22 protein-coding genes are annotated in these 25,159 nt (G+C 60.0%); 17 read left to right on the top strand and 5 right to left on the bottom strand.

Annotation, left to right across the window (positions count from 1 at the left end):
• Positions 1 to 117 precede the first annotated feature (117 nt).
• From GSR16_RS19015 to GSR16_RS19000, 4 genes are read left to right on the top strand one after another with little or no spacing between them, the layout of a single operon-like run.
• Positions 118 to 1,110, top strand: coding sequence for a sulfate ABC transporter substrate-binding protein (locus GSR16_RS19015; protein WP_159880113.1), 993 nt, complete (start codon positions 118 to 120; stop codon positions 1,108 to 1,110).
• Positions 1,111 to 1,130: 20 nt separating this feature from the next.
• A complete protein-coding gene (gene cysT, locus GSR16_RS19010) occupies positions 1,131 to 1,961 on the top strand; it encodes a sulfate ABC transporter permease subunit CysT (protein ID WP_159880905.1) in 831 nt (276 codons plus the stop codon).
• Between the two features lie 9 nt (positions 1,962 to 1,970).
• Positions 1,971 to 2,849, top strand: coding sequence for a sulfate ABC transporter permease subunit CysW (cysW, locus tag GSR16_RS19005; RefSeq protein WP_159880111.1), 879 nt, complete (start codon positions 1,971 to 1,973; stop codon positions 2,847 to 2,849).
• 47 nt (positions 2,850 to 2,896) lie between these two features.
• Positions 2,897 to 3,979, top strand: coding sequence for a sulfate/molybdate ABC transporter ATP-binding protein (locus tag GSR16_RS19000; protein WP_159880109.1), 1,083 nt, complete (start codon positions 2,897 to 2,899; stop codon positions 3,977 to 3,979).
• Between the two features lie 75 nt (positions 3,980 to 4,054).
• Here the strand turns inward: GSR16_RS19000 and GSR16_RS18995 are convergent, their stop codons facing one another.
• The 3 genes from GSR16_RS18995 to GSR16_RS18985 form a co-directional block, all read right to left on the bottom strand.
• On the bottom strand, positions 4,055 to 4,489 hold the full coding sequence (locus tag GSR16_RS18995; RefSeq protein WP_159880107.1) for a DciA family protein: 435 nt from the start codon (positions 4,487 to 4,489) through the stop codon (positions 4,055 to 4,057).
• A gap of 98 nt (positions 4,490 to 4,587) precedes the next feature.
• A complete protein-coding gene (locus GSR16_RS18990; protein ID WP_159880105.1) occupies positions 4,588 to 5,904 on the bottom strand; it encodes an ABC transporter ATP-binding protein in 1,317 nt (438 codons plus the stop codon).
• Between the two features lie 15 nt (positions 5,905 to 5,919).
• Positions 5,920 to 7,659, bottom strand: coding sequence for an ABC transporter permease (locus GSR16_RS18985; RefSeq protein ID WP_159880103.1), 1,740 nt, complete (start codon positions 7,657 to 7,659; stop codon positions 5,920 to 5,922).
• Positions 7,660 to 8,143: 484 nt separating this feature from the next.
• On the opposite strand from GSR16_RS18985, the gene secA reads away from it, so the two are divergent.
• The 7 genes from secA to GSR16_RS18950 all read left to right on the top strand — a co-directional run bounded on the left by secA (position 8,144) and on the right by GSR16_RS18950 (position 16,441).
• Positions 8,144 to 10,861, top strand: coding sequence for a preprotein translocase subunit SecA (secA, locus tag GSR16_RS18980; RefSeq protein ID WP_159880101.1), 2,718 nt, complete (start codon positions 8,144 to 8,146; stop codon positions 10,859 to 10,861).
• A 179-nt stretch (positions 10,862 to 11,040) separates the two neighbouring features.
• Positions 11,041 to 11,637: a Maf family protein gene (locus tag GSR16_RS18975; protein WP_159880099.1), complete on the top strand. Its 597-nt coding sequence runs from the start codon at positions 11,041 to 11,043 to the stop codon at positions 11,635 to 11,637.
• Positions 11,638 to 11,653: 16 nt separating this feature from the next.
• Positions 11,654 to 13,150 carry a ribonuclease G gene (gene rng / locus GSR16_RS18970; protein WP_159880097.1) on the top strand — a complete coding sequence of 499 codons (1,497 nt, stop codon included), beginning with the start codon at positions 11,654 to 11,656 and terminating at the stop codon, positions 13,148 to 13,150.
• 47 nt (positions 13,151 to 13,197) lie between these two features.
• Positions 13,198 to 13,983 carry a serine O-acetyltransferase gene (gene cysE, locus GSR16_RS18965; RefSeq protein ID WP_159880095.1) on the top strand — a complete coding sequence of 262 codons (786 nt, stop codon included), beginning with the start codon at positions 13,198 to 13,200 and terminating at the stop codon, positions 13,981 to 13,983.
• A complete protein-coding gene (locus GSR16_RS18960) occupies positions 13,980 to 14,759 on the top strand; it encodes a DUF3658 domain-containing protein (protein WP_159880093.1) in 780 nt (259 codons plus the stop codon). Before cysE ends, GSR16_RS18960 begins: the two co-directional genes overlap by 4 nt.
• A 105-nt stretch (positions 14,760 to 14,864) precedes the next feature.
• Positions 14,865 to 15,707, top strand: a complete 843-nt coding sequence (locus GSR16_RS18955; protein WP_159880091.1) for an isopenicillin N synthase family dioxygenase — start codon at positions 14,865 to 14,867, stop codon at positions 15,705 to 15,707.
• Between the two features lie 110 nt (positions 15,708 to 15,817).
• Positions 15,818 to 16,441, top strand: a complete 624-nt coding sequence (locus tag GSR16_RS18950; RefSeq protein ID WP_159880089.1) for a cell division protein FtsI — start codon at positions 15,818 to 15,820, stop codon at positions 16,439 to 16,441.
• Here the strand turns inward: GSR16_RS18950 and GSR16_RS18945 are convergent.
• On the bottom strand, positions 16,428 to 17,117 hold the full coding sequence (locus GSR16_RS18945) for a flagellar basal body L-ring protein FlgH (RefSeq protein ID WP_159880087.1): 690 nt from the start codon (positions 17,115 to 17,117) through the stop codon (positions 16,428 to 16,430). The genes GSR16_RS18950 and GSR16_RS18945 overlap by 14 nt on opposite strands.
• Before the next feature lie 191 nt (positions 17,118 to 17,308).
• On the opposite strand from GSR16_RS18945, the gene GSR16_RS18940 reads away from it, so the two are divergent.
• Positions 17,309 to 17,536, top strand: a complete 228-nt coding sequence (locus tag GSR16_RS18940) for a hypothetical protein (RefSeq protein WP_159880085.1) — start codon at positions 17,309 to 17,311, stop codon at positions 17,534 to 17,536.
• 17 nt (positions 17,537 to 17,553) lie between these two features.
• On the opposite strand, the gene GSR16_RS18935 is transcribed toward GSR16_RS18940, so the two are convergent.
• A complete protein-coding gene (locus GSR16_RS18935) occupies positions 17,554 to 18,243 on the bottom strand; it encodes a substrate-binding periplasmic protein (RefSeq protein ID WP_240902541.1) in 690 nt (229 codons plus the stop codon).
• Positions 18,244 to 18,513: 270 nt separating this feature from the next.
• Here GSR16_RS18935 and uvrD point away from each other — a divergent pair, with 270 nt between their 5' ends.
• The 5 genes from uvrD (at position 18,514) to GSR16_RS18910 (ending at position 25,082) form a co-directional block, all read left to right on the top strand.
• A complete protein-coding gene (gene uvrD / locus GSR16_RS18930) occupies positions 18,514 to 20,664 on the top strand; it encodes a DNA helicase II (protein WP_159880081.1) in 2,151 nt (716 codons plus the stop codon).
• A 34-nt stretch (positions 20,665 to 20,698) separates the two neighbouring features.
• The gene (locus tag GSR16_RS18925) at positions 20,699 to 22,411 is read left to right on the top strand and encodes a tetratricopeptide repeat-containing response regulator (protein WP_159880080.1); all 1,713 of its coding nucleotides are present in this window, start codon (positions 20,699 to 20,701) and stop codon (positions 22,409 to 22,411) included.
• Complete coding sequence (locus GSR16_RS18920; protein WP_159880079.1) at positions 22,399 to 23,133, top strand: LytR/AlgR family response regulator transcription factor; 735 nt, start codon at positions 22,399 to 22,401, stop codon at positions 23,131 to 23,133. Before GSR16_RS18925 ends, GSR16_RS18920 begins: the two co-directional genes overlap by 13 nt.
• A gap of 215 nt (positions 23,134 to 23,348) precedes the next feature.
• Positions 23,349 to 24,794, top strand: a complete 1,446-nt coding sequence (locus GSR16_RS18915) for a sensor domain-containing diguanylate cyclase (RefSeq protein WP_159880078.1) — start codon at positions 23,349 to 23,351, stop codon at positions 24,792 to 24,794.
• 108 nt (positions 24,795 to 24,902) lie between these two features.
• Positions 24,903 to 25,082: a DUF3460 family protein gene (locus tag GSR16_RS18910; RefSeq protein ID WP_159880077.1), complete on the top strand. Its 180-nt coding sequence runs from the start codon at positions 24,903 to 24,905 to the stop codon at positions 25,080 to 25,082.
• The last annotated feature ends 77 nt before the right edge of the window (positions 25,083 to 25,159 follow it).

The following is a 25,159-nucleotide window of genomic DNA, read 5'->3' as shown; positions in this document are numbered from 1 at the left end:
CCACCCTGCATTGGTTTTATAGATTAATTTGATATAAATGTAGTAAATAATATTATTATTTAGAATAAAACGACCGGGTTAGCATGAAGGCCGTTCCCAATCATTCCGGAGTCCATCATGAAATTGCGCGCCCTTGCCGGCCTTCTCGCCGTGGTCCTGTCCGCTCATGCACTGGCTGATGTCAGCTTGCTGAATGTGTCCTACGACGTGATGCGCGATTTCTACAAGGACTACAACCCGGCCTTCCAGAAAGCCTACAAAGCCAAGACCGGCGAAACCGTCACCATCCAGCAGTCGCATGGCGGTTCCAGCAAGCAGGCGCTGTCGGTGGCCAATGGCCTGGCGGCGGATGTGATCACCATGAACCAGGCATCGGATATCGACCTGCTGGCCACCCGTGGGCTGATTCCGGCCAACTGGGCCAGCCGCCTGCCCAATGCCTCGGTGCCGTTTACCTCCACCACAGTGTTCCTGGTGCGCAAGGGTAATCCGCACAAGGTGCGTGACTGGAACGATCTGGCCAAACCGGGCGTGCAGGTGATCATCCCCAATCCGAAAACCTCGGGCAATGGCCGTTACACCTATCTGGCCGCCTGGGGTGCCGGGCTGAAACAGCCGGGTGGCAGCGAAGCCAAGGCCCGTGCACTGGTGGCCGGCATCTTCAAGAACGTGCCGGTGCTCGATGGCGGTGGCCGTGCCGCCACCACTACCTTCATGCAGCGCCAGATTGGCGATGTGCTGGTGACCTTCGAGAACGAGGCCGAGCTGATTGCGCGCGAATTTGGCCGTGGCAGCTTTGAAATTGTCTACCCGCCGCTGTCGGTGCTGGCAGAAAACCCAGTGGCCATTGTTGACAAGGTGGTGGACAAGAAGGGTAGCCGCAAACAGGCGGAAGACTATCTGCGCTTCTTGTGGAGTAACGAAGGCCAGACCATTGCCGCACAAAATTATCTGCGTCCGCAGGACAAGGCGGTGGCGCAGAAATTCGATGCCCAGTTTCCCTATGTGAAAACCTTTACCGTGCAGAGCGTGTTCGGTTCCTGGGCGGCGGTCAATAAAAAGCACTTTGCCGATGGCGGTGTGTTTGACCAGATCTACAGCAAGCATTAAGTGGAGCCAGCGTGAGCAATATCCTGAATCTGCGTCATAGTGTGCTGCCGGGTTTCCGGCTCAGCTTTGGCATTACCCTGTTCTGGCTGGCGCTGATCGTGCTGCTGCCGTTTGCCGCGCTGGTGTATTCCACCGTCGGCATGGGCTGGGACGGTTTCGCTGCCGCGGTAGGCAGCCCGCGGGTAATGGCATCCATCCGGCTGTCGTTTGCCACGGCCGGTCTGTCCGCGCTTATCAATCTGGTGTTCGGCTTTCTGGTGGCCTGGGTGCTGGTGCGCTATCCCTTCCCCGGCAAGCGGCTGGTGGATGCGCTGGTCGACCTGCCGTTTGCCCTGCCCACGGCGGTGGCTGGCATTGCGCTGACCACGCTGTACGCACCCAATGGCTGGATTGGCCAGTATCTGGCTCCGCTGGGCATCAAGGTGGCGTTCACCCCGCTGGGCATCATCGTGGCGCTCACCTTCATCGGCCTGCCTTTTGTGGTGCGTACCGTACAGCCGGTGCTGGAAGACCTGGAAAAAGAGCTGGAAGAAGCCGCCACCTGCCTGGGTGCCAACCGCTGGGACATTTTCCGCCGCGTAATCTTTCCGGCCACGCTGCCCGCGCTGATTACCGGCGGCACCATGGCCTTTGCCCGCGCCACCGGTGAATACGGCTCGGTCATCTTCATTGCCGGCAATATTCCCATGGTGTCGGAAATCGCTCCGCTGATCATCGTCTCCAAGCTGGACCAGTTCGACCAGCAAGGCGCAACGGCGGTGGCACTGGTGATGCTGGGCATTTCCTTTGTCTTCCTGTTGTTGATCAACCTGATCCAGTGGTGGGCCGCGCGCCGCCATGGCGCACGCTGAGGGAAAAACATGGCCACTCTGACCACTGAAAGCCGCCCGGTGCGCTATGCGCTGACTGCCGTGGCGCTGGTATTTTTGTTCCTGTTCTTGCTGTTGCCGCTGATCGGCGTGTTCTGGGAGGCGCTGCACAAGGGCTGGCAGCTGTACCTGACCGCGCTGGTGGAGCCGGAAGCGCTGTCCGCCATCAAGTTGACGCTGGTTTCCGCCGCCATCGCGGTGCCGCTCAACCTTGTGTTTGGCGTGGCGGCAGCCTGGGCGATTGCCCGTTTTGATTTCCGTGGCAAAAGCCTGCTCACCACGCTGATTGACCTGCCCTTCGCGGTGTCGCCAGTGGTGGCCGGGCTGATGTTCATCCTGCTGTTCGGTGCCAATACGGCAGTGGGTGGCTGGTTGCAGGACCACGGCCTGCAGGTGATCTTTGCCGTGCCGGGCATCGTACTGGCCACGGTATTCGTTACCTTCCCCTTTGTCGCCCGCGAGCTGATTCCGCTGATGCAGTCGCAAGGTGCGGATGAAGAACAAGCCGCCATCGTGCTGGGCGCCAGCGGCTGGCAGACCTTCCGCAAAGTGACGCTGCCCAATATCAAGTGGGGGCTGCTGTACGGGGTGATCCTCACCAATGCCCGCGCCATGGGCGAGTTTGGCGCGGTCAGCGTGGTATCCGGCCATATCCGGGGCGAAACCAACACCATCCCGCTGCATGTGGAAATCCTTTACAACGAATACAACTTTGTTGGCGCCTTTGCCTGCGCCTCGCTGCTGGCCATGCTGGCCTTGATCACCCTGCTGGTGAAGTCGCTGGTGGAATGGCGGCTGCACCGCCAGCAACAGGCCTCCACCCTGCGTACCGCTGCAGCCCGCATGCAAGCCCAGGCGGCACAACCCTGAACCGAATGATGTGAACCGCTGCCAGGGGCGGCGGCCGGAGAACCACGATGAGCATTGAAATCCGCAATATCCGCAAACAGTTTGGCCAGTTCACCGCGCTGGACAATGTCAGCCTTGATGTCGCATCCGGCGAGTTGCTGGCGCTGCTGGGGCCATCCGGCTGCGGCAAGACCACCTTGCTGCGCATCATTGCCGGGCTGGAGCGGCCCGATGCCGGCCAGGTGCTGTTTGGCGGTGCCGACGCCACCCATACCCATGTGGCCGAACGTCAGGTGGGCTTTGTATTTCAGCATTACGCGCTGTTCCGCCACATGACGGTATTCGACAACGTGGCCTTCGGCCTGTCGGTGAAGCCGCGCCGTGAGCGCCCGTCGCAAGAGGAAATCCGCGAACGGGTGATGAAGCTGCTGAAAATGGTACAGCTGGATTGGCTGGCCGATGCCTATCCCGGCCAGTTGTCCGGCGGCCAGCGTCAGCGTATCGCGCTGGCCCGTTCGCTGGCGGTAGAGCCCAAGGTGCTGCTGCTGGACGAACCCTTCGGTGCGCTGGATGCCAAGGTGCGCAAGGACTTGCGTCGCTGGCTGCGCGAGCTGCACAACGACATGCACATCACCAGCGTGTTTGTGACCCACGATCAGGAAGAAGCGCTGGAAGTGTCCGACCGCGTGGTGGTGATGGATCACGGCCATATCGAACAAGTGGGCCGCCCGGATGATATCTACGAACACCCGGCCACCCCGTTTGTCACCCAGTTCCTGGGTGATGTGAACCTGTTCCATGGCCGGGTGGATGCCGGTCAGCTCACCATTGGTAGCTATGCGCAGGCACTGGGTCAGCATCAGGAGGCCGACGGTGATGCCGCCATCGCCTATGTGCGCCCGCATGATCTGGACCTGACGCTGCAAGCCGACGGTGCGTTGGCACAAGGGACGGTGGAGCACATCCATGCAGTAGGGCCGGTGGTGCGGGTTGAGCTGCAGCAGGCTGATGGCCAGACTATCGAGGCGGCGGTCAGCAAGGAGCGTTTCCGCGCGCTGGGCATCGTGCCGGGAGATACCGTGTATGTGACCCCGCGCAAGCTGGCGGTATTCCTGCAAGATGCCGCTGGACAGCAGGACTATGTAATCTGATTGTCGCTGCCCGCACACGAAACAACAGGCCGTAACCATTCAGGGTTGCGGCCTGTTTTCATTGGCAGGCGGGGTTCAGGAACGCGATTTGTGGTGGGCAATCAGTCGCGCCAGCGCCGCGCTGACCAGCGGATTGCTGACTTGCGATGCTCCGGCTTCAATTTCGGCCAGCGCCTGCTGGCTGATGCCGATGCGCTTGGGCGGTGGCGGTGGTGGCGTCAGGTGGATGTCCACCTTGATGCGCACCTTGCTGGCGCTGTAGCCGCGTGCTTCCAGCGGGGCCAGCAGGCTGTTGCCCATCATGCGCAGCCGGGCTGCAACAATGCCGTTGTTGGCAAACACCACCAGTTCGCCATCGCGAATGCGCACCGCGCGACAGGCCTCGGCCAGTTGCGGTGGCAACTGGCTGCGGAATACCTGGTCCAGCGCCATCAGCGCATTGGCCTCGCGCGTGAGCTGGCGCAGCGTGCTGTCGCCGCGGGCGATATCTTCAAACTGGCGTTCTGACATGGGGCGTCTGACTGGGGGTAAGCGGCTATTGTAGCCGAATAACGCACAAGGGCCGCGCCCTGATGGGTGCGGCCCTTGCGGTAAAGACAGGAGGGCGCTTACTGCGCGCCTTCCACGTCTTCCAGGCTGAAGGTTTCGCTGTGGTCGTTATAAGAGAAGATCTCGGCATAACGGCCCCAGCTGATTACCGTATCCAGTGTTTCCTCGGCGGCACCATCGCTGAGCGAATCTTCCAGCTCCTGTTCAAAGCGCAGGCGCGGTGCGCGCTGGCCCGGGCGTTCCTGCAACACGCGGCGGATGCGTGCCGCCAGCGGGATGTGGCGCAGCAGATGCTCGGCAAATATCACTTTGCGTTCTTGTGTGCCATAGTCGGCAAACAGTTTGCCGGCAGCGGTCAGTTCGATGTCGCCATCACGCAGTTCGACAAAGCCCAGGTGTTCCAGTGTTTCCGTGACCGGAAACAGGTCGTCCACCTCCAGCAGCAGCTTGCTGCCGATTTCCGGCAGGTCGGCGCGGCCGTTGTACGGTGCGGCTGCCAGTGCTTCCATCAGGCCGGCCATCAGGTTGGTGGATACTTCGGTCAGCGGGCTGCCGATTTCCAGTTGCACCTTGTGCAGGGTGTCGGCGCTGCGGCGCTGGGTCATCAGGGCATAGATATCGTCCACCATCTTGCGGAAGGTGGGGTCCAGCCGGTCGCGCGGATGGGCGAATGGTACCTTGATTTCCGCCACCACCCGGCCCGGATTGGATGACAACACCATGATGCGGTCACACATGAACACCGCTTCTTCGATGTTGTGGGTGACGATGAGGATGGACTTGATTGGCAGCTGCTTCTGGTTCCACAGGTCGAGCAGGTCGGTACGCAGGGTTTCCGCAGTCAGCACGTCCAGCGCCGAGAACGGTTCATCCATCAGCAGCAGGGTGGGGTTCACCACCAGGCCGCGGGCAAAGCCCACGCGCTGGCGCATGCCGCCGGACAATTCGCGCGGGTAGGCGTTTTCAAAGCCGTCCAGGCCGATCAGGTCGATGGCGGCCAGCGCGCGGCGACGGCGTTCCTTGGGTTCCACGCCCAGCGCTTCCAGCCCGGCTTCCACGTTTTGCAGCACGGTCAGCCAGGGGAACAGGGCAAAGGTTTGAAATACCATGGCCACGCCTTCGGCCGGACCGGTCAGTGGCTGGCCGCAGTAGTTCACTTCACCGGCGCTGGCCTGAATCAGCCCGGCAATAATGCGTAGCAAGGTGGATTTCCCCGAGCCGGAGCGTCCCAGCAGGCCGACGATTTCCCCTTCGTGCAAGGTAAGATTAACGTCGTCCAGCACCTGGATATCTTCCTCGCCACCTTTGTGGTAGCCCTTGTCAACATGCTTGAGGGAGAAGATTTCCTGTCTCAGGGTTGTAGTTTCGTGTGGCATGGATTTCCCCCTGATTTAGTTGAGACGGAGTTTGTTTTCGGCAATGGCGTACAGCGGACGCCACAGCAAGCGGTTAAACAGCACGACAAACAGCGACATCACGCAGATGCCGAGCAGAATCTTGGGAAAGTCGCCGGCGGCGGTGGTCTGGGCGATATAGGCACCCAGGCCGTGGGCGGCCAGCTTGTCATCGCCCCAGGACACCATTTCCGACACGATGCTGGCATTCCAGGCACCGCCGGACGCGGTGATGGCACCGGTGATGTAGTAGGGGAAGATGCCCGGCAGCATCACCTGCTTCCACCATTGCCAGCCCTTGATGTGGAAATTGGCGGCCGCTTCGCGGAAGTCATTGGGGAAGGCGCTGGCACCGGCCACCACATTGAACAGGATGTACCACTGAGTGCCCAGCACAATCAGCGGTGACAGCCAGATATCCGGGTTCAGCTTGAAGTGGACGATGAACACCACGAATACCGGAAACAACAGGTTGGCCGGGAAGGCGGCCAGAAACTGCGCCACCGGCTGGATCATCTCAGCCAGGCGCGGACGCAGGCCGATCAGCACTCCCAGCGGCACCCAGACGATGGAGGCCAGCGCAATCAGCAGGGTGACGCGAATCAGGGTGATGAAGCCCAGGCCAATCACCTTGAAGGTTTCGCCCAGCCCCACCTCGCTGCTGATGAAGCTGTACAGCCGCCAGCTGACATAGCCGCACAGCAGCACCATGAAAGCACCCCACAGCATATCCAGCCCGCGCGATACGCCGGCGTGGGGCTCGGTATGGATGGCACGTGGCAGGCTGATATTCAGCCGCAGGCGCGCCAGCTTTTTCAGCAATTTGCCAAACGGGCGCAGCAGCTGCTGGATGAAGCGGGTGCGCTGGATCAGGTTCAGCACCCAGGATTCCGGTGCCGCCTGCGACATGGTGTCTTCCAGGCGGAACTTGTCGGCCCAGGCCACCAGCGGGCGGAACAGAAACTGGTCGTAAATGATGATGACCACGGTCATGGTGAGAATCACCCAGCCCACCGCCGCCAGGTTCTTCTGGGCGATGGCCATGGCCAGGTAGGAGCCAACGCCCGGCAGGGTGACGGTCTTGTCACCCACGGTAATGGCTTCGGAGGCCACCACGAAGAACCAGCCGCCGGACATGGACATCATCATGTTCCAGATCATCCCCGGCATGGAGAACGGTACTTCCAGCTTCCAGAATTTCTGCCAGCCGGACAGGCGCAGGTTCTGCGACACCTCTTTCAGGTCGTTGGGCACAGTGCGCAGCGACTGATAGAAGCTGAAGGTCATGTTCCAGGCCTGCGAGGTGAAAATCGCAAAGATGGCGGCAAACTCCGCACCCAGCACCCGGCCGGGAAACAGCGCCAGGAAAAAGGTGACGGTGAAGGAGATATAGCCCAGCACCGGCACCGACTGCAGGATGTCCAGAATGGGCACCAGCAACTGGCCGGCGCGGCGGCTCTTGGCTGCCAGCGTGCCGTAGATCAGCGTGAAAACGATGGAGGCAAACATGGCTGCCAGCATGCGCAGCGTGGTGCGCACGGCGTATTCGGGCAGATTGGCCGCATCCAGCGAGATCGGTTCGGTCTGCAAGGCACTGATGGGTGCCCAAGTACCTTCGATACCGGTGGTGGCAAATAACAGAAAGCCCAGAATCAGGGGGAAAGCGATCAGATCCCAGCGATTGGGCAGCAGCCGTCTGGCTGTGGCAGGAATAAACGGACGGATAACGCTAGTCATCAGGCCTCTCCGATTGGTGTGGTTAACCTGGCGGCACGGTGCAGGCTCCGTTCCGCTTCTTCATCAGATGAGCACCATCTTTTGTTATGTCACGGCTGGCCGTGGGCAAACATCAAACTGGCTCTGCAAACGCGCACGAATGATAACAAGGCAAACATCAAGTTTTGATGAAATCTGACAAATTTTTGTATGGATTATGTAACGACAACATTTACTGAAAAATATCTGCAACATCCCGATTTGCAAGTATTTAAAGCCATCCGCGCTTACTTTGGCAATTTGTCGATGTTGCCTGCTTTACGGGGTGGAGCCTCTGCTGCAGGACACGGATGGCAGCTTGCCATCGGGGCCTCGCTTCGGCGAGTAATTTGGCTGCCATGGCTTGATTCAGCGCAAGCTCGCCCCCATAACCTAGTCTCGCGGATGTGCTACACTTTCGCCTATTTTGTTTTGTCGGCCCGTCCGGGCCTCTGGATTGGAATACATGATTTCCTCGCTACTCAAGAAAGTATTTGGCAGCCGCAACGACCGCCTGCTGAAACAGTATCGTCAGGAAGTGGCGCGCATCAATGCCCTCGAAGATGGCATGCAAGCGCTGTCCGACGAGGCTTTGGCGGGAAAAACCGCCGAGTTCAAAAAGCGCATCGCTGAGGGCGCAACGCTTGACAGTATCCTGCCGGAGGCCTTTGCCGTCTGCCGCGAGGCCTCGTGCCGTGTGCTGGGCATGCGTCACTTCGACGTGCAGCTGATTGGCGGCATGGTGCTGCACAACGGCAAGATTGCCGAAATGCGTACCGGTGAGGGCAAGACCCTGGTGGGCACCTTGCCGGTGTACCTGAATGCACTCACCGGCAATGGCGTGCATGTCATCACCGTCAACGACTACCTGGCCAGCCGTGACGCCGGCATCATGGGCCGCCTGTACAACTTCCTCGGCCTGACCGTGGGCGTGAACCTGTCGCAGATGGCACATGATGACAAGCAAGCTGCCTATGCCTGCGACATCACTTACGGTACCAATAACGAATTCGGTTTTGACTACCTGCGCGACAACATGGTGTTCACCACCGGCGAAAAAGTGCAGCGCAAGCTGGCCTTTGCCGTAGTCGACGAAGTGGACTCGATCCTGATTGACGAAGCGCGTACCCCGCTGATCATCTCCGGCCCGGCCGAAGACAATATCGACATGTACCAGCGCATGAACGCGGTACCGCCGCTGCTCAAGCGTCAGGAAACCGAGGACGGCGAGGGTGACTACTGGGTGGATGAAAAAGCCCATAGCGTGCTGTTGTCCGAAGCCGGTCACGAGCATTGCGAAGACATCCTGGTACAGCTGGACATGCTGAAGGAAGGCGACAGCCTGTACTCGGCCACCAACATCACCCTGATGCACCACCTGATGGCCGCGCTGCGTGCCCATTCGCTCTTCCATCTGGACCAGCACTACGTGGTGCAGGATGGCGAAGTGGTGATCGTGGATGAATTCACCGGCCGCCTGATGGCGGGCCGTCGTTGGTCGGAAGGCCTGCACCAGGCCGTGGAAGCCAAGGAAGGCGTGGAAATCAACCGCGAAAACCAGACCCTGGCCTCCATCACCTTCCAGAACTACTTCCGTCTGTACGGCAAGCTGTCCGGCATGACCGGCACGGCCGATACCGAAGCCTACGAATTCCAGAGCATCTACGGCCTGGAAACGGTGGTGATCCCCACCAATCGCCCGATGCAGCGCAAGGACGCACAGGACAAGGTTTACCGTTCGGCGCGCGAGAAGTACGACGCCATCCTGGCCGATATCAAGGACTGCCAGGAACGTGGTCAGCCAGTACTGGTGGGTACCACCAGCATTGAAAACTCCGAGCTGATTGCCGAGCTGCTCAAGCAGGCCAAGCTGCCGCACAATGTGCTGAACGCCAAGGAACATGCGCGTGAAGCCGACATCGTGGTACAGGCCGGTCGCCCGGGCGTGATTACCGTAGCCACCAATATGGCCGGTCGTGGTACCGACATCGTGCTGGGTGGCAACCCGGAACCGGAAATCCGTGCGGTACAGAAGGACGACAGCCTGTCTGAAGACGAGCAGAACGCCCGTATCGAAGCCATCCGCGCCGAATGGAAGCTGCGTCACGACGCCGTGCTGGCCGCAGGCGGCCTGCACATCATCGGTACCGAGCGTCATGAATCGCGCCGTATCGACAACCAGTTGCGTGGTCGCTCCGGTCGTCAGGGCGACCCGGGTTCCTCCCGCTTCTACCTGAGCCTGGAAGACCCGCTGTTGCGCATTTTTGCCTCCGACCGCGTGGCTGCCATCATGGACCGCCTGAAAATGCCGGACGGCGAAGCCATCGAACACCCGTGGGTTTCCCGCTCCATCGAAAACGCCCAGCGCAAGGTGGAAGGCCGCAACTTCGACATCCGCAAGCAATTGCTGGAATACGATGACGTGGCCAACGACCAGCGCAAGGTGATCTACCAGCAGCGCAATGACATCCTGCAGGATGAAGACGTCAGCGCCGTGGTGGTGAACATGCGCGAAGGCGTGCTGTCCGACCTGGTGGACCTGCACCTGCCGCCGGAATCCATGGAAGAGCAGTGGGACCTGGTGGGCCTGGAAAAGACACTGGAAGCCGAATTCCAGCTGGCCGCCCCGGTGGCGGACTGGATCAAGGCCGAATCCACGCTGGATATTCCGGATATCAAGCAACGTATTATCCAGCTGGCTGCTGATGCCTATCAGGCCAAGGTGGAACTGGCCGGCGAGCAGGTGATGCGCCAGTTTGAACGCAGCCTGGTACTGCAGATGCTGGATACCCACTGGCGCGAACATCTGGCCGCCATGGATCACCTGCGTCAGGGCATTCATCTGCGTGGTTATGCGCAGAAGAACCCCAAGCAGGAATACAAGCGCGAAGCGTTCGAACTGTTTGCCGACATGCTGGAGCGCATCAAGCGCAGCGTGGTGAACGTGCTGATGACTGTTCAGATTCGCGGTCAGGAAGACGTGGACGCAGTCGAGCCGCATCAACTGGGTGAGTATGAAATGCAGCATGCCGAGCCGGGCTCCTCGCTGGGCGAGGACGATGGCGAGGAAAACCCGCTGTCGCCGGAAATGCTGGCCGAGCAAGGTCTGCGCGTCAGCCGCAACGATCCTTGTCCCTGCGGCAGCGGTAAAAAGTACAAGCAGTGCCATGGCCGTCTGGCCTGAGTCCGACCATCGTCTGACCATGCCATGACCCACCAAACGCCCTGCCTTGTTGCAGGGCGTTTTGCGTAGGTGCTTCTACCAGGCCGGGCGCTTTTGCGGTGCAGCAGATAGTCGGCCATGGGCCGCTCTGCTAACCTTGCAGCTAAATAAATATTGATAACACTGGCAGCGACAACATCATGACCCCAAGCGATACCCGTATTTACCTGGCATCCGGCAGCCCGCGTCGTCGCGAACTGCTAGAACAGCTGGGCGTGCACCTGGAACGCATCCACGCCGACATCGACGAGTCGGTATTGCCCGGTGAAAACGCAGTAGCCTATACCGAGCGCCTGGCGCGTGAAAAAGCCGCTGCCGGCTGGGCCGTGGTTCAAAATTGCGGTTTGCCGTCACGCCCCTTGTTGTCCGCCGATACCACCGTGGTGCTGGAGGGTGAAATCTATGGCAAGCCGGCTGATGCTGCCGATGCCGCACGCATGCTGCGGGCTTTTTCCGGGCGTAGCCATCAGGTGGTCACCAGTGTTGCCATCCGCCAGGATGAACGGGTTGAACTGCGCACGAGCATTACCGAAGTGCATTTCCGTGTGCTGAGCGAAACCGACATCCAGCGCTATATCGACAGTGGCGAGCCCTTCGACAAGGCCGGTGCCTATGGCATCCAGGGCCTGGCGGCGGTGTTCATCGACCATATCGCCGGCAGCTATACCGGGGTGATGGGCCTGCCGATGTTTGAAACCGCAGAACTGCTGGGCTTGTTTGGCCACCAATTCCCTTAATCAAGGAGGAAAGACCATGCTGCATCAGTCCATTCCTCTGCCGCGCGACATCCAGCGCCCCAAGGAACAGATTCTCGTCAACATCACGCCACAGGAAACCCGGGTGGCGGTGCTGGAAGATTCCATCGTGCAGGAACTGCACGTAGAGCGTGCCGCTAGCCGCGGCATTGTCGGCAACATCTATCTGGGCCAGGTCAAGCGCGTGCTGCCGGGCATGCAGAGCGCCTTCATCGAAATCGGCCTGGAGCGCGCCGCCTTCCTGCATATCGCCGATGTGCTGGAACAACGTCAGCATCCTACCGAGCCGCAGCGCATCGAAAAAATGCTGTTTGAAGGCCAGACCGTGCTGGTGCAGGTGATCAAGGACCCGATTGGCACCAAGGGTGCGCGGCTGTCCACGCAAATCTCGCTGGCCGGTCGTTTTCTGGTGCACCTGCCGCAGGAAGAACACATCGGCATCTCGCAAAAGATCGAGAGCGAGTCGGAACGCCACAGTCTGAAGGCGCGGCTGGAAAAGCTGCTGCCGCCGGAAACGCCACGTGGCTACATCATCCGCACCAGTGCCGAAACCGCCAGCAATGACGAGCTGCAGGCCGACATCGAATACTTGTCCAAGCTGTGGGCCGACATCCGCCACAAATCACAGCACCTGCCGGCACAAAGCCTGCTGTACGAAGACCTGCCGCTGGCGGTGCGCGTGTTGCGCGATATGGTGAGCGACACCACCGAGCACGTGATTGTCGACTCGACCGAAAACTACAGCCGCATGGTGGAGTTTGCCGAGCAATACGTGCAATCCTCGGTGCGCAAGATCGAGCGCTATTCCGGCGAGCGCCCGCTGTTTGAGCTGTTTTCCATCGAGGCGGAAATCGACAAGGCACTGTCGCGGAGGGTGAACCTGAAGTTTGGCGGCTACCTGATCATCGACCAAACCGAAGCGATGACCACCATCGACGTCAATACCGGAGGCTTTGTCGGCAACCGCAATTTCGACGAAACCATCTTCAAGACCAATCTGGAAGCCACCCAGGCCATTGCCCGCCAGCTGCGGCTGCGCAATCTGGGCGGCATCATCATTGTCGACTTCATCGACATGGATAATGAGGAACACCAGACGGCGGTGCTGACCGAGGTGGCCAAGGCACTGGCGCGCGACCGTACCCGTGTCACGCTCAACGGCTTTACCAGCCTGGGTCTGGTGGAAATTACCCGCAAGCGCACCCGCGAAAGCCTGGCGCATGTGCTGTGCGAACCCTGCCCCACCTGCCAGGGGCGTGGCGAAATCAAGACCGCCCAGACCGTGTGTTACGAGGTGCAGCGCGAAATCGTGCGCGAGGCACGCCAGTTTGATGCCAAGGGCTATCGCATCCTGGCGGCCCAGCCGGTGATCGACATGTTCCTGGATGAGGAATCGCAAAGCCTGGCCATGCTGGTGGACTTCATCGGCAAGCCGATTTCGCTATCTGTGGAATCCACCTATACCCAGGAACAGTTTGACGTGGTCCTGTTGTAAGCACCGGCCCGGCATGGCCCGGGCCGCGTGGTAATGGAGTAACAAGCATGAAGCAAGATTCCGGCGACGCCCTGTGGCTCGCCATTCTGCAGGAAGCCGAGCAGGCCGCACGTGACGAACCGATGCTGGCCAGCTTTCTGCACATGACGGTATTGCGGCACAGCACCCTGGAAGACGTGCTGGCCTTTCATCTGTCCAGCAAACTGGCCAGCCCGGTGATGGACGCGCGCGCGCTGATGGAACTGTTCCGCGAGGCGCTGGAATCCGATCCGGCCATCAGTGCCTCGGCACGGGCCGACATCCGCGCCTGTTTCGAGCGCGACCCAGCCTGTGACAGCTATTCCACACCGCTGCTGTATTTCAAGGGCTTCCATGCGCTGCAAAGCCAGCGCATCACCCACTGGCTGTGGCAACAGCAGCGCAAGACCCTGGCGCTGTTCTTGCAGAACCGTATTTCGGAAGTTACCGGTGCCGACATTCACCCGGCGGCCCGTATCGGCCAGGGCGTGATGCTGGACCACGGCACCGGACTGGTTGTCGGTGAAACCGCGGTCATCGGCAATAATGTTTCCATCCTGCACGGCGTGACGCTGGGCGGCTCCGGCAAGGATAGGGGTGATCGTCACCCCAAGATCGGCGATGGCGTGATGCTGGGTGCCGGTGCTGCAGTGCTGGGCAATATCCGCGTTGGCGACTGTGCCAAGGTGGGTGCCGGCAGCGTGGTGCTGGAAGACGTGCCGCCGCACACCACGGTAGCCGGTGTACCGGCCCGCGTGGTGGCGCAAACGGTGGAAGGTGCCATGCCGGCCCTCGACATGGACCAGCGCGTGTGACCCAGTCCACCGTACATCTGCTGACCGGGCCTGCCGCCGCCCAGGCCTTGCGCACCCTGCTGCCGGAGGACGAGGTACTGGAGGTGGTGGAGGACTTTGCCCATGGCCCGCTGGCCGATGCGGATGCCATCGACCCGCAGGCGCGGGTGGCGTGGTGGAACCGCATCTGGTGGTCCATGCGCTGGCTGCCGGACATCGACGAAGCCTTTCTCAAGGACTACTGGCACTGTCGCAAGCAGCTGTTCCGCGTGTTTGCCCAGCGCCAGCCGCTTTGCCTGTGGCTGGGCAATGGCGCGCATGACCGCTTGCTGCTGGCCATGGTGTGCGCCCACGCCCATGCCAGTCAGCCGCTGTCGTTGGTAGAGGCCAGTGGCAAGGTGGATATCCAGCACAATGGCCATGTCGCCATGGGCATGTGCGGCCAGCCGGAAATCCAGCCGTTGATCGGTACTGCCCGGCCAGTCGAGCCGGCAGAGCGCCAGCGCCTTGCCGCCGAATGGGAGCACTGGCAACAGGCCGCGGCCGGCTGGCGCGAACTGCACCACGGCCAGCTACAGCAGCAGCCGGCCGATTGTTTCGATGCAGCCTTGCTGGAAGCTTTGCGCCGCGAAGGGCCGCAGGCGGCAGCGCGTCTGGTGGGGGGCGTCATGGGGCGACACCTCACAGCCTTTGTGCCGGACAGCTACCTGTTCTGGCGCCTGGCCATGCTGGCCGAAGTCGGGCTTGTGACATTGACGTCGCAGCAGGATGCCCCGCCGTATGTGGCCTTGTGCTGAACGTCGCAGGCATTGCTTTGCGTGACGCCGTGGCACGGGTAGAATGCGCCGCCGTGGCCCGTCCCGATCTTGCCTGACGGCTGCCTTCCGTAAGGATTCCCTCGCATGAACGTCCGCGTTGTCGACTACCGCGCAGCCGATGCTGCTGCGCAATTTACCCGTTCCCTGCACGAAACCGGTTTTGGCGTGCTGGTGAATCACCCCATCGACCAGCAACTGGTGGAAAAAATCTATGCTGACTGGTTGGCCTTCTTCAACAGTCCGCAAAAACACGATTACGCCTTTTCCGTGGCGAAGCAGGACGGTTATTTTTCCCCCGACATTTCGGAAACGGCCAAGGGTGCCAGCCTGAAGGACATCAAGGAATACTTCCACATCTATCCTTGGGGGCGGGTGCCGCCGCAGCTGGCCGATGATGCCCGCCGCTATTACGACAGCGCCAATGCGCTAGCGCGTGAGCTGCTGGGCTGGGTGCAGGCGCACACGCCAGCCGATATCGCCGCACAATACAGCCAGCCGCTGTCCGCCATGATTGAAAACAGCCAGCAAACCCTGCTGCGCGTGCTGCGCTATCCACCACTTAGCGGAGACGAACCGGCAGGTTCGCTGCGTGCAGCGGCACATGGCGACATCAATCTGCTTACCATCCTGCCGGCGGCCAACGAGCCCGGCCTGCAAGTACAGGATAAGGCGGGCAACTGGGTGGATGTACCCTGTGATTTCGGCATGCTGATCATCAATATCGGCGATATGTTGCAAGAGGCATCACAGGGTTACTACCCGTCCACCCAGCACCGGGTGGTGAACCCGCAAGGGGAGGCAGCGCTGAAGAGCCGGGTGTCGCTGCCCTTGTTCCTGCATCCGCGCCCGGAAGTGGTGCTATCTGAACGGCATAGCGCCGGCAGTTATCTGGACGAGCGCCTGCGCGAGCTGGGCGTCAAAAAATAAGCCAGCAGCAGCCTGATGCATTCATGCGTGTAAATGTCTGTAAATGCCCTTCGGGGCATTTTATTTTACTGCTAGGGTTGCTCTGTTTTAATTGTCTGGCGAGTACGAAGGTGAAATATCTGCTGCGTTTTATGATTGCACCTGCTGCGCTGACATTAAGTGCCTGTACCCTGATTACCTCTCCCATCGTGGCCGGGGTGCAACTGGCCAGTACGGCGGTAACCTCGGTGGCCAATATGGCCCCCAATACCAGCACCAATGGTATGGCACATCCCCATGAAGAGCTACACGATATCTGTGTCGAGCTTAATTCCAGTGTAATTGTGCCGGACTTCATTCCCGAATTGCAAAAGCAGCTGCGCGAGCGGGAATTGGAAAGCCGGATTTATGCCGTTGGTAATGCGCCGGCCAATTGTGATGCCCTGCTGTATTACACGGTATTGACGCAGTGGGGCTCGCCCATGTTCAGCGATGAATTGCGGCCCTATATCACCGACATTAATCTGCTATTGAAAAAGAATGGCAAGGTATTGGCCAATGCAGCCTATAAGCTGGATGGCATGGCCTATGACAAGTGGAGTTCAACGGGGAAGAAACTGTCACCCTTGCTGGGCAAGATGTTCTCTGCCGAGAACATGACGCAATGGCAGGCAGGCAGCGGAGAGGCCGCCAACGGGGCAACCCGTTTTGAACAAGATGTAGCCAAACGGGCTGCAACGACTACCAGAAATTGATCAGCCCGGCAAAGAAGTTCTGGGCTGCAGTGCGTGAGGCCACTTCGCTGGCTACCCCATTCACGATCTGCTCGATGCGTGCATCACCCACGTCGTTGGAAGATACGACATTACCTACCTTGATATCGCGCTTGTTCACAATGCCGGAAAACCGCAGCAGCGTGGTATTGCCGCTGGCTGCCACGGCTTTTTCGCCGGCCACTGCCATATAGCCATTGGGCAATATATCGGTTACCGAAACCATCAGGCTGCCGCTGATCTGATTGGCATTGGTTACCTGGCCGGTGCCTTTCAGGCTGCTACTGCCAGTTGCTTTGCCGCTGTAATCAAAAATTTCTTTCAGCAAACCACCCATCGAGGAAAGCGCACCCGGACCGGATTCGGAAATTGTAGATGTGCGACTGGTCGATGTGTTGGCATTGTTACTGGAGGAGAGATTCTCGGCAATATTGATCTTCAACGCATCACCAACACGGTTGGCAATAGGCTCTTCAAATAACAACATTGCCTTGTTGGGCTGGTAAATGGAGCCGGGACTATCTTCCAGCGCAACCGGGGTAAATTGCGGTCTGATATGTACGGGTGCGGTAACCAGTGTTTGTGGCGAAGAGGCGCAGCCGGTGATAAAGCCGGTAAATACCAGGCAGGCCGATAATTTAGTAGCCAGTGTTTTCACTTTGCTGCTCCCTTTCCTTTTATTACTCTTTTTATTCTATTTTCATTTTCAGTTAATTAGCGTTAGTGATTAAAAAACAAGGTAAGAAAATGTAAAGGAAATGGCCGATTGTCTTAACGCGGCATAACGTAAATTTACATACCGGCTGCAGCGGGCATAAAACCAGGTACAAAACGGTAGGGGAGAGCGACATGAGCACAATCAGTGGAGTTTCCACCGTAGCACGCACACCCACGGCTTATAGTGTGCTGCGCCAGGGAGCAAAAAACGTAGTCGACGAACTGGGTTCTGCCGCCAAGGCAGCAGGAGGCGGCCTGAGCGGCGGCGTCAGTGCCACTGGCACAGCTGCTGCCCATGGGCTGACCGCAGTAGGAGAAAGCCTCAGTACGCTGGGACGCACCATCAACACCTATGTGTAAGGCCGGTGGTGGCCAGCTCAGCCTTTACTCGGGCTGAAGTCGGCAATACCGGTCGGGATGCTTTCCCGGCCCATGTATTTCTGGCGTAGCCGCTGGGCATGGCCAGCCCTGACCAAATCATCCAGCGCAGTCTGCAAACGGTTTACCGTGTCATCCGGTGTCTGTGGATTGAGTGCATACCAGTATTGACCCTGCCCATTTAGCAGCGCTGCCGGCCTTACCATGCGTTCCGGCAGCCCGGCTTGCTGCAATTGCCAGTGCATGGCCCAGTCCAGCATGGCGATCAGATCTACCCGGCCCAGCTTGAGTTTTGCCAGATTGGCGGCATCGCTATGCGTGCTGTCCTGTCCGGTTCCAACAGGCAGGCCAAGCTGTTGCAGCTGCAGTTGCGAGGCCGATGCAAACAAGGTGCCGATGCGCAATTGCCTGAGCTGCCCGCTATGGCTCAGGCGGATATCGTGCCGTTTCTCCAGTCGGTACAAATAGATGCGCCGGGGACTGATAGGGCCAACCCAGCGAAACAGCGGCTCGCGCTCGCTGGTGCGTACTGTGCTGAACAGCAAGGTGTCGGGTGCGTTCTGCACTAGCGTATAAGCGCGCGCCCAGGGCAGTAATTGCTGATGCAGCGGGATGCCAGCCCGTGCTGCCATGGCGGCCAGTAGCTCGCTGGCATAGCCGGTAAGCTGCCCGCCTTGCTGAAAATTCAATGGCGGCAGCTCTTCTGTGTACGCGGTGATCCCGGTTGCGTGTGCAGGTAACAGCAAGAGGGCTAGCAAGAAAGCGGGAGCAAGGCGCATGGGCAACGAGGCGGGTTGTTTCCAGGAAATTAACCTGTCGGCCAAGGGCAGGCAAGAGCGATAAGCTGTTTGGCATTCATTGCAGCATGTCGTTGTGAGCATTGCGTGACCACATGGCCGTCCACAGCAGTCAGCTCGTGTAAAATGCGCGCATTAACTTGCCTTGAAGAAAACCCTGCCATGAGTGAGCTACTCGCCGGACTGAATAACGAACAACTGCGTGCCGTGACCTGGCCTGCCAAGAGCGCGCTGGTGCTGGCCGGGGCCGGCAGTGGCAAGACGCGGGTACTGACCACCCGCATTGCCTGGCTGATTGCCACCGGTCAGGTCAATCCCTCCGGCATTCTGGCAGTCACCTTTACCAACAAGGCCGCGCGGGAAATGCATACCCGGCTGGGTGCCATGGTGCCGGTGAATGTGCGCACCATGTGGATCGGCACTTTCCACGGCCTGTGCAATCGCTTTCTGCGTGCCCACTACCGCGATGCCGGCCTGCCACAGGCCTTTCAGATTCTGGATTCCGCCGACCAGCAAGCCGCCATCAAGCGCCTGCTCAAAAGCCTGGAACTGTCGGACGAAAAATATCCGCCGCGTGCCGTGCAAAGCTTCATCAACGGCAACAAGGAAGCCGGGCTGCGGGCCGACCGTCTGCCACCCGCCTTGAATCCCTACGAAGCCAAGCTGGTGGAATTGTATGCCGCCTACGACGCCCAGTGCCGTCGCGAAGGCGTGGTGGATTTTGCCGAGCTGCTGCTGCGCAGCTACGAACTGCTGCAGGCCAATGCCGCCTTGCGCGCCCATTATCAGGGCCGCTTCCGTCATATTCTGGTGGACGAGTTCCAGGATACCAACCGCCTGCAATACGCCTGGCTCAAGCTTTTGTCCGGCGAGCACAACGTGCTGTTTGCCGTGGGCGATGACGACCAGTCCATCTACGCCTTCCGTGGCGCGGAAGTGGGCAATATGCGCGCCTTGCTGAGTGACTTCCAGGTGGCCGAGCCGGTGCGGCTGGAGCAGAACTACCGCTCGGTGGGCACCATTCTCAATGCCGCCAATGCCCTGATCGAACGCAACGATGGCCGCCTGGGCAAGAATCTGTGGACCGATGCCGGCGAGGGTGAGCAGATCCGCCTGTACGAAGCCTACTCCGATGGCGATGAAGCCCAGTTCATTATCGACGAGGTGAAGAACCTGCAACGTGAGGGCATGAATCTGTCGGACATGGCCATCCTGTACCGCTCCAATGCCCAGTCACGGGTGCTGGAACACGTTTTGGTGAATGCCCAGCTGCCCTACCGCATTTATGGCGGCCTGCGCTTTTTCGAGCGTCAGGAAGTCAAGCATGCGCTGGCCTATCTGCGTTTGGTGAGCAACCCGGATGACGACAACGCCCTGTTGCGCGTGATCAACGTACCGGCGCGCGGCATCGGTGCCCGCACCGTGGAAAACCTGCAGGCCGTCAGCCGCGAGCAGGGTGTTACCCTGTGGCAGGCCTGTTGTGCTGCCGGTGGTGGCCGCACTGCGGCCAAACTGGGCGAGTTCGTGCTGCTGATCGAGGCCTTGCGCAACAAGAGCACTGACATGACGCTGGCGGAAACCGTCAGCCTGATCATTGACCACTCCGGCCTGCGCGCCATGTATGAGCAGGACAAGAAAGAAGGGGAAGAGCGGCTGGCCAACCTGGACGAACTGGTGAGCGCCGCGGCTGGTTTCTTCCCGGATCAGCCGGAGCTGGCCATTGTCGAATTCCTCAGCGCCGCCAGCCTGGAAGCGGGTGAACACCAGGCCGAAGCCGGCGAGGACGCCCTGCAACTGATGACGGTGCATGCCGCCAAGGGGCTGGAGTTCGACGCGGTGTTCGTGTCCGGTCTGGAAGAAGGACTGTTTCCGCACGAAAACAGCATGAACGACAGCAAGGGGCTGGAGGAAGAGCGCCGCCTGATGTACGTGGCTGTCACCCGTGCCCGCAAACGGCTGTACCTCAGCTGCGCCCAGAGCCGCATGCTGCATGGTCAGAGCCGCTACCCCATCCGTTCGCGCTTTGTCGAGGAAATTCCAGCCGAGCTGGTACGGGTACTGTCTGCTACAGTGAAACCTGTGCCGCCGGCAAGCCCGCGTCGCGCCCCTTGGCTGGATGAGGTAAGCGCACCGGCAGCGGCCATGTCGCTGCAGGGCTTTCGCATCGGTCAGGGCGTCAGCCACGCCAAGTTTGGCTCTGGCGTGGTGATCAATGCCGAGGGCAGTGGCAGTGATGTGCGTTTGCAGATCAATTTTGCCGAACACGGGTTGAAGTGGCTTGATTTGCGTTACGCCAAACTGACCGCCGAATAATGACATTCCAGCCAGGCTGGCCAATGATGACGCCATGAGTGACAAGTTACCCTCCACCACCTATCAGAGCCTGACTGCCGGTCAGGGCAGTGCCGAGAGCACGCGCCGTCCTTACGAGGACCCGTATGCCAGCCGGCTGTTTCTGATCATCGACAGCCTGCCCGAAATGCAGCGGGCCCTGGCAATGACCCTGGCCTCCTTTGGCGCGGACAAGGTCGAATATGCCAGCAAGGCCGGCGATGCGCTGGCCAAGATGGCCAAGTTCGAATTCGACGTGGTGCTGTGCGATTACGACCTGGGTAATGGCTATGACGGCCTTTACCTGTTTGAAGAGGTCAAGGAGCGCAACCTGATCAAGCAGTCCTGTGTGTTCATGATTGTCACCGGCGAGCGCCGCGCCCAGCGCGTCATCTCCGCCGCCGAACTGGCACCGGATGATTACCTGCTCAAGCCCTTTACCGGCGAAGTGCTCAGCCAGCGGCTGGAAAAAGCCATGCGCCGGCGCGAGGCCTTCCGCATGGTGGACGAAGCCATCATGCGGCATGAATACCTGGCCGCCATCGATGCCTGTAGCCGCAAGATCAGCCAGCGTGGCGAATTCACCCTGGACTTCATGAAGCTCAAGGGCAGCCTGGCGCAGAAAATCGGTGACTTCGACACCGCCCGCAACCTCTATATGGAAGTGCTGCGCCTCAAACCGCTGGCCTGGGCCAAGCTGGGGCTGGCCAAATCGCTCACCGGGCTGAAGTCCTATGACGAAGCCAAGCTGCTGTTCGAAGAAGTACTGGCCGACAATGAAAGGGTGATGGAAGCCTATGACTGGCTGGCCAAGCTGCATCGCATCCATCACGATCTGCCCGGTGCGCAAAGCACGCTGGAGAAGGCAACAACCCTGTCGCCGGTGGTGTTGCGCCGGCAAAAGCAGCTGGCCGAAGTGGCCATGATGAACAAGGATCTGGAAACCGCCGAGGCGGCCAGTGAAGAAACCCTCAATATCGCCAAGTACACCTGGCATCGCAGTCCTACCCATTACGCCATGCTGGCCCGGGTGCAGATGGCGCGCGGCGAAACCGGCACTGCCGCCCGCACCCTGGGTAATTTGCGGCGTGATTACCGCTACAACGAGACCGGCGAGTGGATGTGCAATGTCATCGACAGCCAGTTGCAGAACCGCATGGGTAATCACGAAAAGGCACGCAGCCTGTTGGCCAGTGCCGAAACCGCCTACCAGAAGCTGGGCAGCAACCTGCCGGCCGAAGCGCAAATGGAATTTGCCCGTGCCTGCTATGCCCAGGGCAAGCAGGACAGCGGTAATGCCGCCATGCGCGATCTGGTGCGCAACAACCACGATAACGAAGAGCTGCTGTCCACCATTGGCAGCCTGTTCGAGGAAGTCGGGCTGGGCGATATGGGCCGCCAGCTGATTGCCGAAAACGTGCAGTCGGTGCTGGAGCTGAACAACCAGGCGGTGCGCGAGGCACAGGCCGGTCGCTTCGAGCAGGCCATCGAACGCTTTGTCAAAGCGCATGAGGAAATGCCGCACAATGTGCAGGTGATGCTTAACCTGGCCAATGCCACCATGGCCTATGTGCATGGCAATGGCTGGCACGAAAGCCATATGCGCCGTGCCTACGACATGCTGGTGCAGGTGCGCGAACAGGCGCCCACCAACAACAAGTTCCAGAAGATCCTCAAGGCCTGGCGGCAACTGGTAGAAAAACTGGGCAAGCCACAATGGGTACTGTAAACGGCCTGCGCGTACTGGTGGTGGATGACGAGCCGCTGGCGCGCGAACGCCTGATCGGCCAGGTGGCGCAGTGCGGTGCCACTACGGTGGCGGCTCTGGGCGATGCCGAGACAGCCAGCCACTGGCTGGCGCGCTACTCGGTCGATGTCCTGCTGCTGGACATTTCCATGCCCGGCATCAGCGGGGTAGAGCTGGCGCGCAGCTTGCGCCAGTTGCCGCTGGTGCCGCAGCTGGTGTTCACCACGGCACACGAGCAGTACGCCGTGGATGCCTTCGAACTGGATGCCGCCGATTACCTGCTCAAGCCCGTCAGGCTGGAGCGCTTGCGCCAGGCGCTGGAAAAAGCAGCAGTCCGCTGTGGCAAGCGCCCAGCCATCGAAGCCCATTTCACCGTGCGGCACCGCGACCGGTTGTTGAATATTCCCTTTTCTGCCGTGCGCTACCTGAAGGCCGAGCAAAAATACATCAGCCTGGTGACGTCGGATGGTGAATATCTGCTGGATGACTCACTGGTGGCGCTGGAGCAGCGGTTGGGCGATAGCGTGCTGCGCATTCACCGCAACTGCCTGGTGATGCGCCACGCCCTGCAAGAGCTGCTGCGTCTGGGCGATGGCGTGGAGGAGCAGTGGGGTGTGCGTCTGCGAGACATCGCTCAGCCACTGGCAGTCAGTCGGCGTCAGCTGTCCGCCATCCGGGCCGGACTGCGTAAGACAAGCAGCTAGTTTAGACAGCTAGCGGCAGGGCTTTTTAGTAAGGGCAAATACGTCTAGGTGTAACTACTTAACTCTTCCTGCTGGCTACGGATTACTTGCGCCAGCACGCCGCCCTTTCTATAGAATTCCCGTTTTCCCCCTTTTCCAGTCCTTGCTCCATGCGGATAAAACTGGCCACCCTGGCATGTGTACTGCTCTGGCTATTGCTGAGTGCACTGATCTCCATGGCTTTTCTCAGCCGGGCGGTGATCAGCGCCGAGCAGGAGTTCGACATGCTGGGTGTACGCCTGTCCGAACAGTTGAACCAGAAGCTGCTGGTTAACGAGACCATTCTGGACAGCTATGCCGCCTTCACCATGCTCGATCACCAGCATGCCAGCGAGCAGGAACAGCTTTTTGTGCGTCAGATGGCCGAGCGCTATCCGCAGCTGGTGTCGCTGGAGCGTATCCAGCGCGTTCGCCAGCAGGATCTGCCGGCCTGGATGCAGGAGATGCAGGCACGCTGGGGTAGTGATTTCAAGCTGCATGCCTACGCCCAGTCCGGGCAGACGCTGATCTACCCCCTGCCGTTCCAGACAGAATACTACCCGGTGGTGTCCATCCTGCCGCTGAACCAGGCCGTACGTCCGCTGCTGGGCACTGACATTGTCCATGACCCGCGGTTTCATACGGCATTCCAGGATGCCCGGCGCTTTGGCCGCACCGCCATGTCGGTCTCATTCATTTTGCGCGAGGGCTACCGGGGCCATCTGCTGCTGCAGCCTGTCAATGCCAGCGCACTATTGCTGCGCGGCCAGACCCCCGAGCAGTTTGTCGCCCTGGCTTTGCGCTCCGATTATCTGCGCCCGGCCGATACCGCACTGCCAGCCGGGCTGAGTATGAGGATTCTGGCAAGAGGGCCGCAGGCCAGCCAGCAGCCAGCCTATGTGGACGTTGCCGGTAAACCGCATGGCTGGCTGGAAACACTGGGCTTCCCGCGCCTGCAACTGGAGCGACCTGTGGGCAATGAATCGCAGCCGCTTACCCTGCGCATGGATTGGCCGCTGGGCTGGTATCTGCTCACCGGTTTCGAGCGTGCCGTCATCCTGTGCCAGTCATTGCTGGTATTGCTGCTGCTTGCGGTCGGGCTGCGTTTTTATTGGGGACTGCTGTCCCGGCAGCAGCGGCGCGAAAGCCATCTGTTTTATCTGGCCAATCACGACCGCCTTACCGGGCTGGCCAACCGCAACCTGTTTTATGACCGCCTGCAGCACGCCATTTCACGGCTTAACCGCAGCGACCGACGACTGGCGGTGCTGTTTCTCGACATGGATCGCTTCAAGCCGGTGAACGACAGCTATGGCCACGCCACCGGTGACAAGGTGTTGCAGCTGATTGCCGCCCGCATCCTGGCCATTATGCGCAATGAAGATACCGTGGCCCGGCTGGGTGGGGATGAGTTCGTGCTACTGATTGAGGATGTTGAATCCAACCGCGAGGCTGACCGGGTGGTTGAGCGCCTGAAGCACTCCATTCAGCAACCTTATGACGTGGACGGTCACACCATCCGGCTGGGGGTCAGCATCGGTATTGCCTATTATCCCGAGGACGGCATGCTGATTGAGGAATTGCTCGATGTTGCCGATCGCAAGATGTACGGCGACAAATCGCCCGCCATCCCGCGCAGCTAGCTGCTGCTGTGGTGTTTGTGCCGCCGCTGTGGCCAAATATCCGGCAATACCGTGGTCAGTGCCGGCGCTTATCGATTAGAATCCTGCGATCATAGCCAGGGGAACACCATGTACCAGTCCGACTTCACCAAATTCATGAGCGAATTTCTGGACAAGAATCCGGAAGTAGACCAGCAGCGCCGCGAACTGCGCCTCACCCTGTGGGACCGCAATGTCAGCCTGGACGACCAGCGCCGCTGGAAAGAATCCCGCGTAGCGCAAAAGCCCTACGTCTACCAGCCGGAATAAGCAGTCCCGGCCCGGCCGCCGCCGAGGCCATTTCCGAACGCCCCCTGTTGCCACCGGACTGGCCTGCCATGCCGGCC

It is taken from the genome of Aquitalea denitrificans, assembly GCF_009856625.1.
Lineage (GTDB): Bacteria > Pseudomonadota > Gammaproteobacteria > Burkholderiales > Chromobacteriaceae > Aquitalea > Aquitalea denitrificans.
Note: the sequence above shows the minus strand (reverse complement) of the source record. Positions and strands in the feature narration are given on the sequence as shown.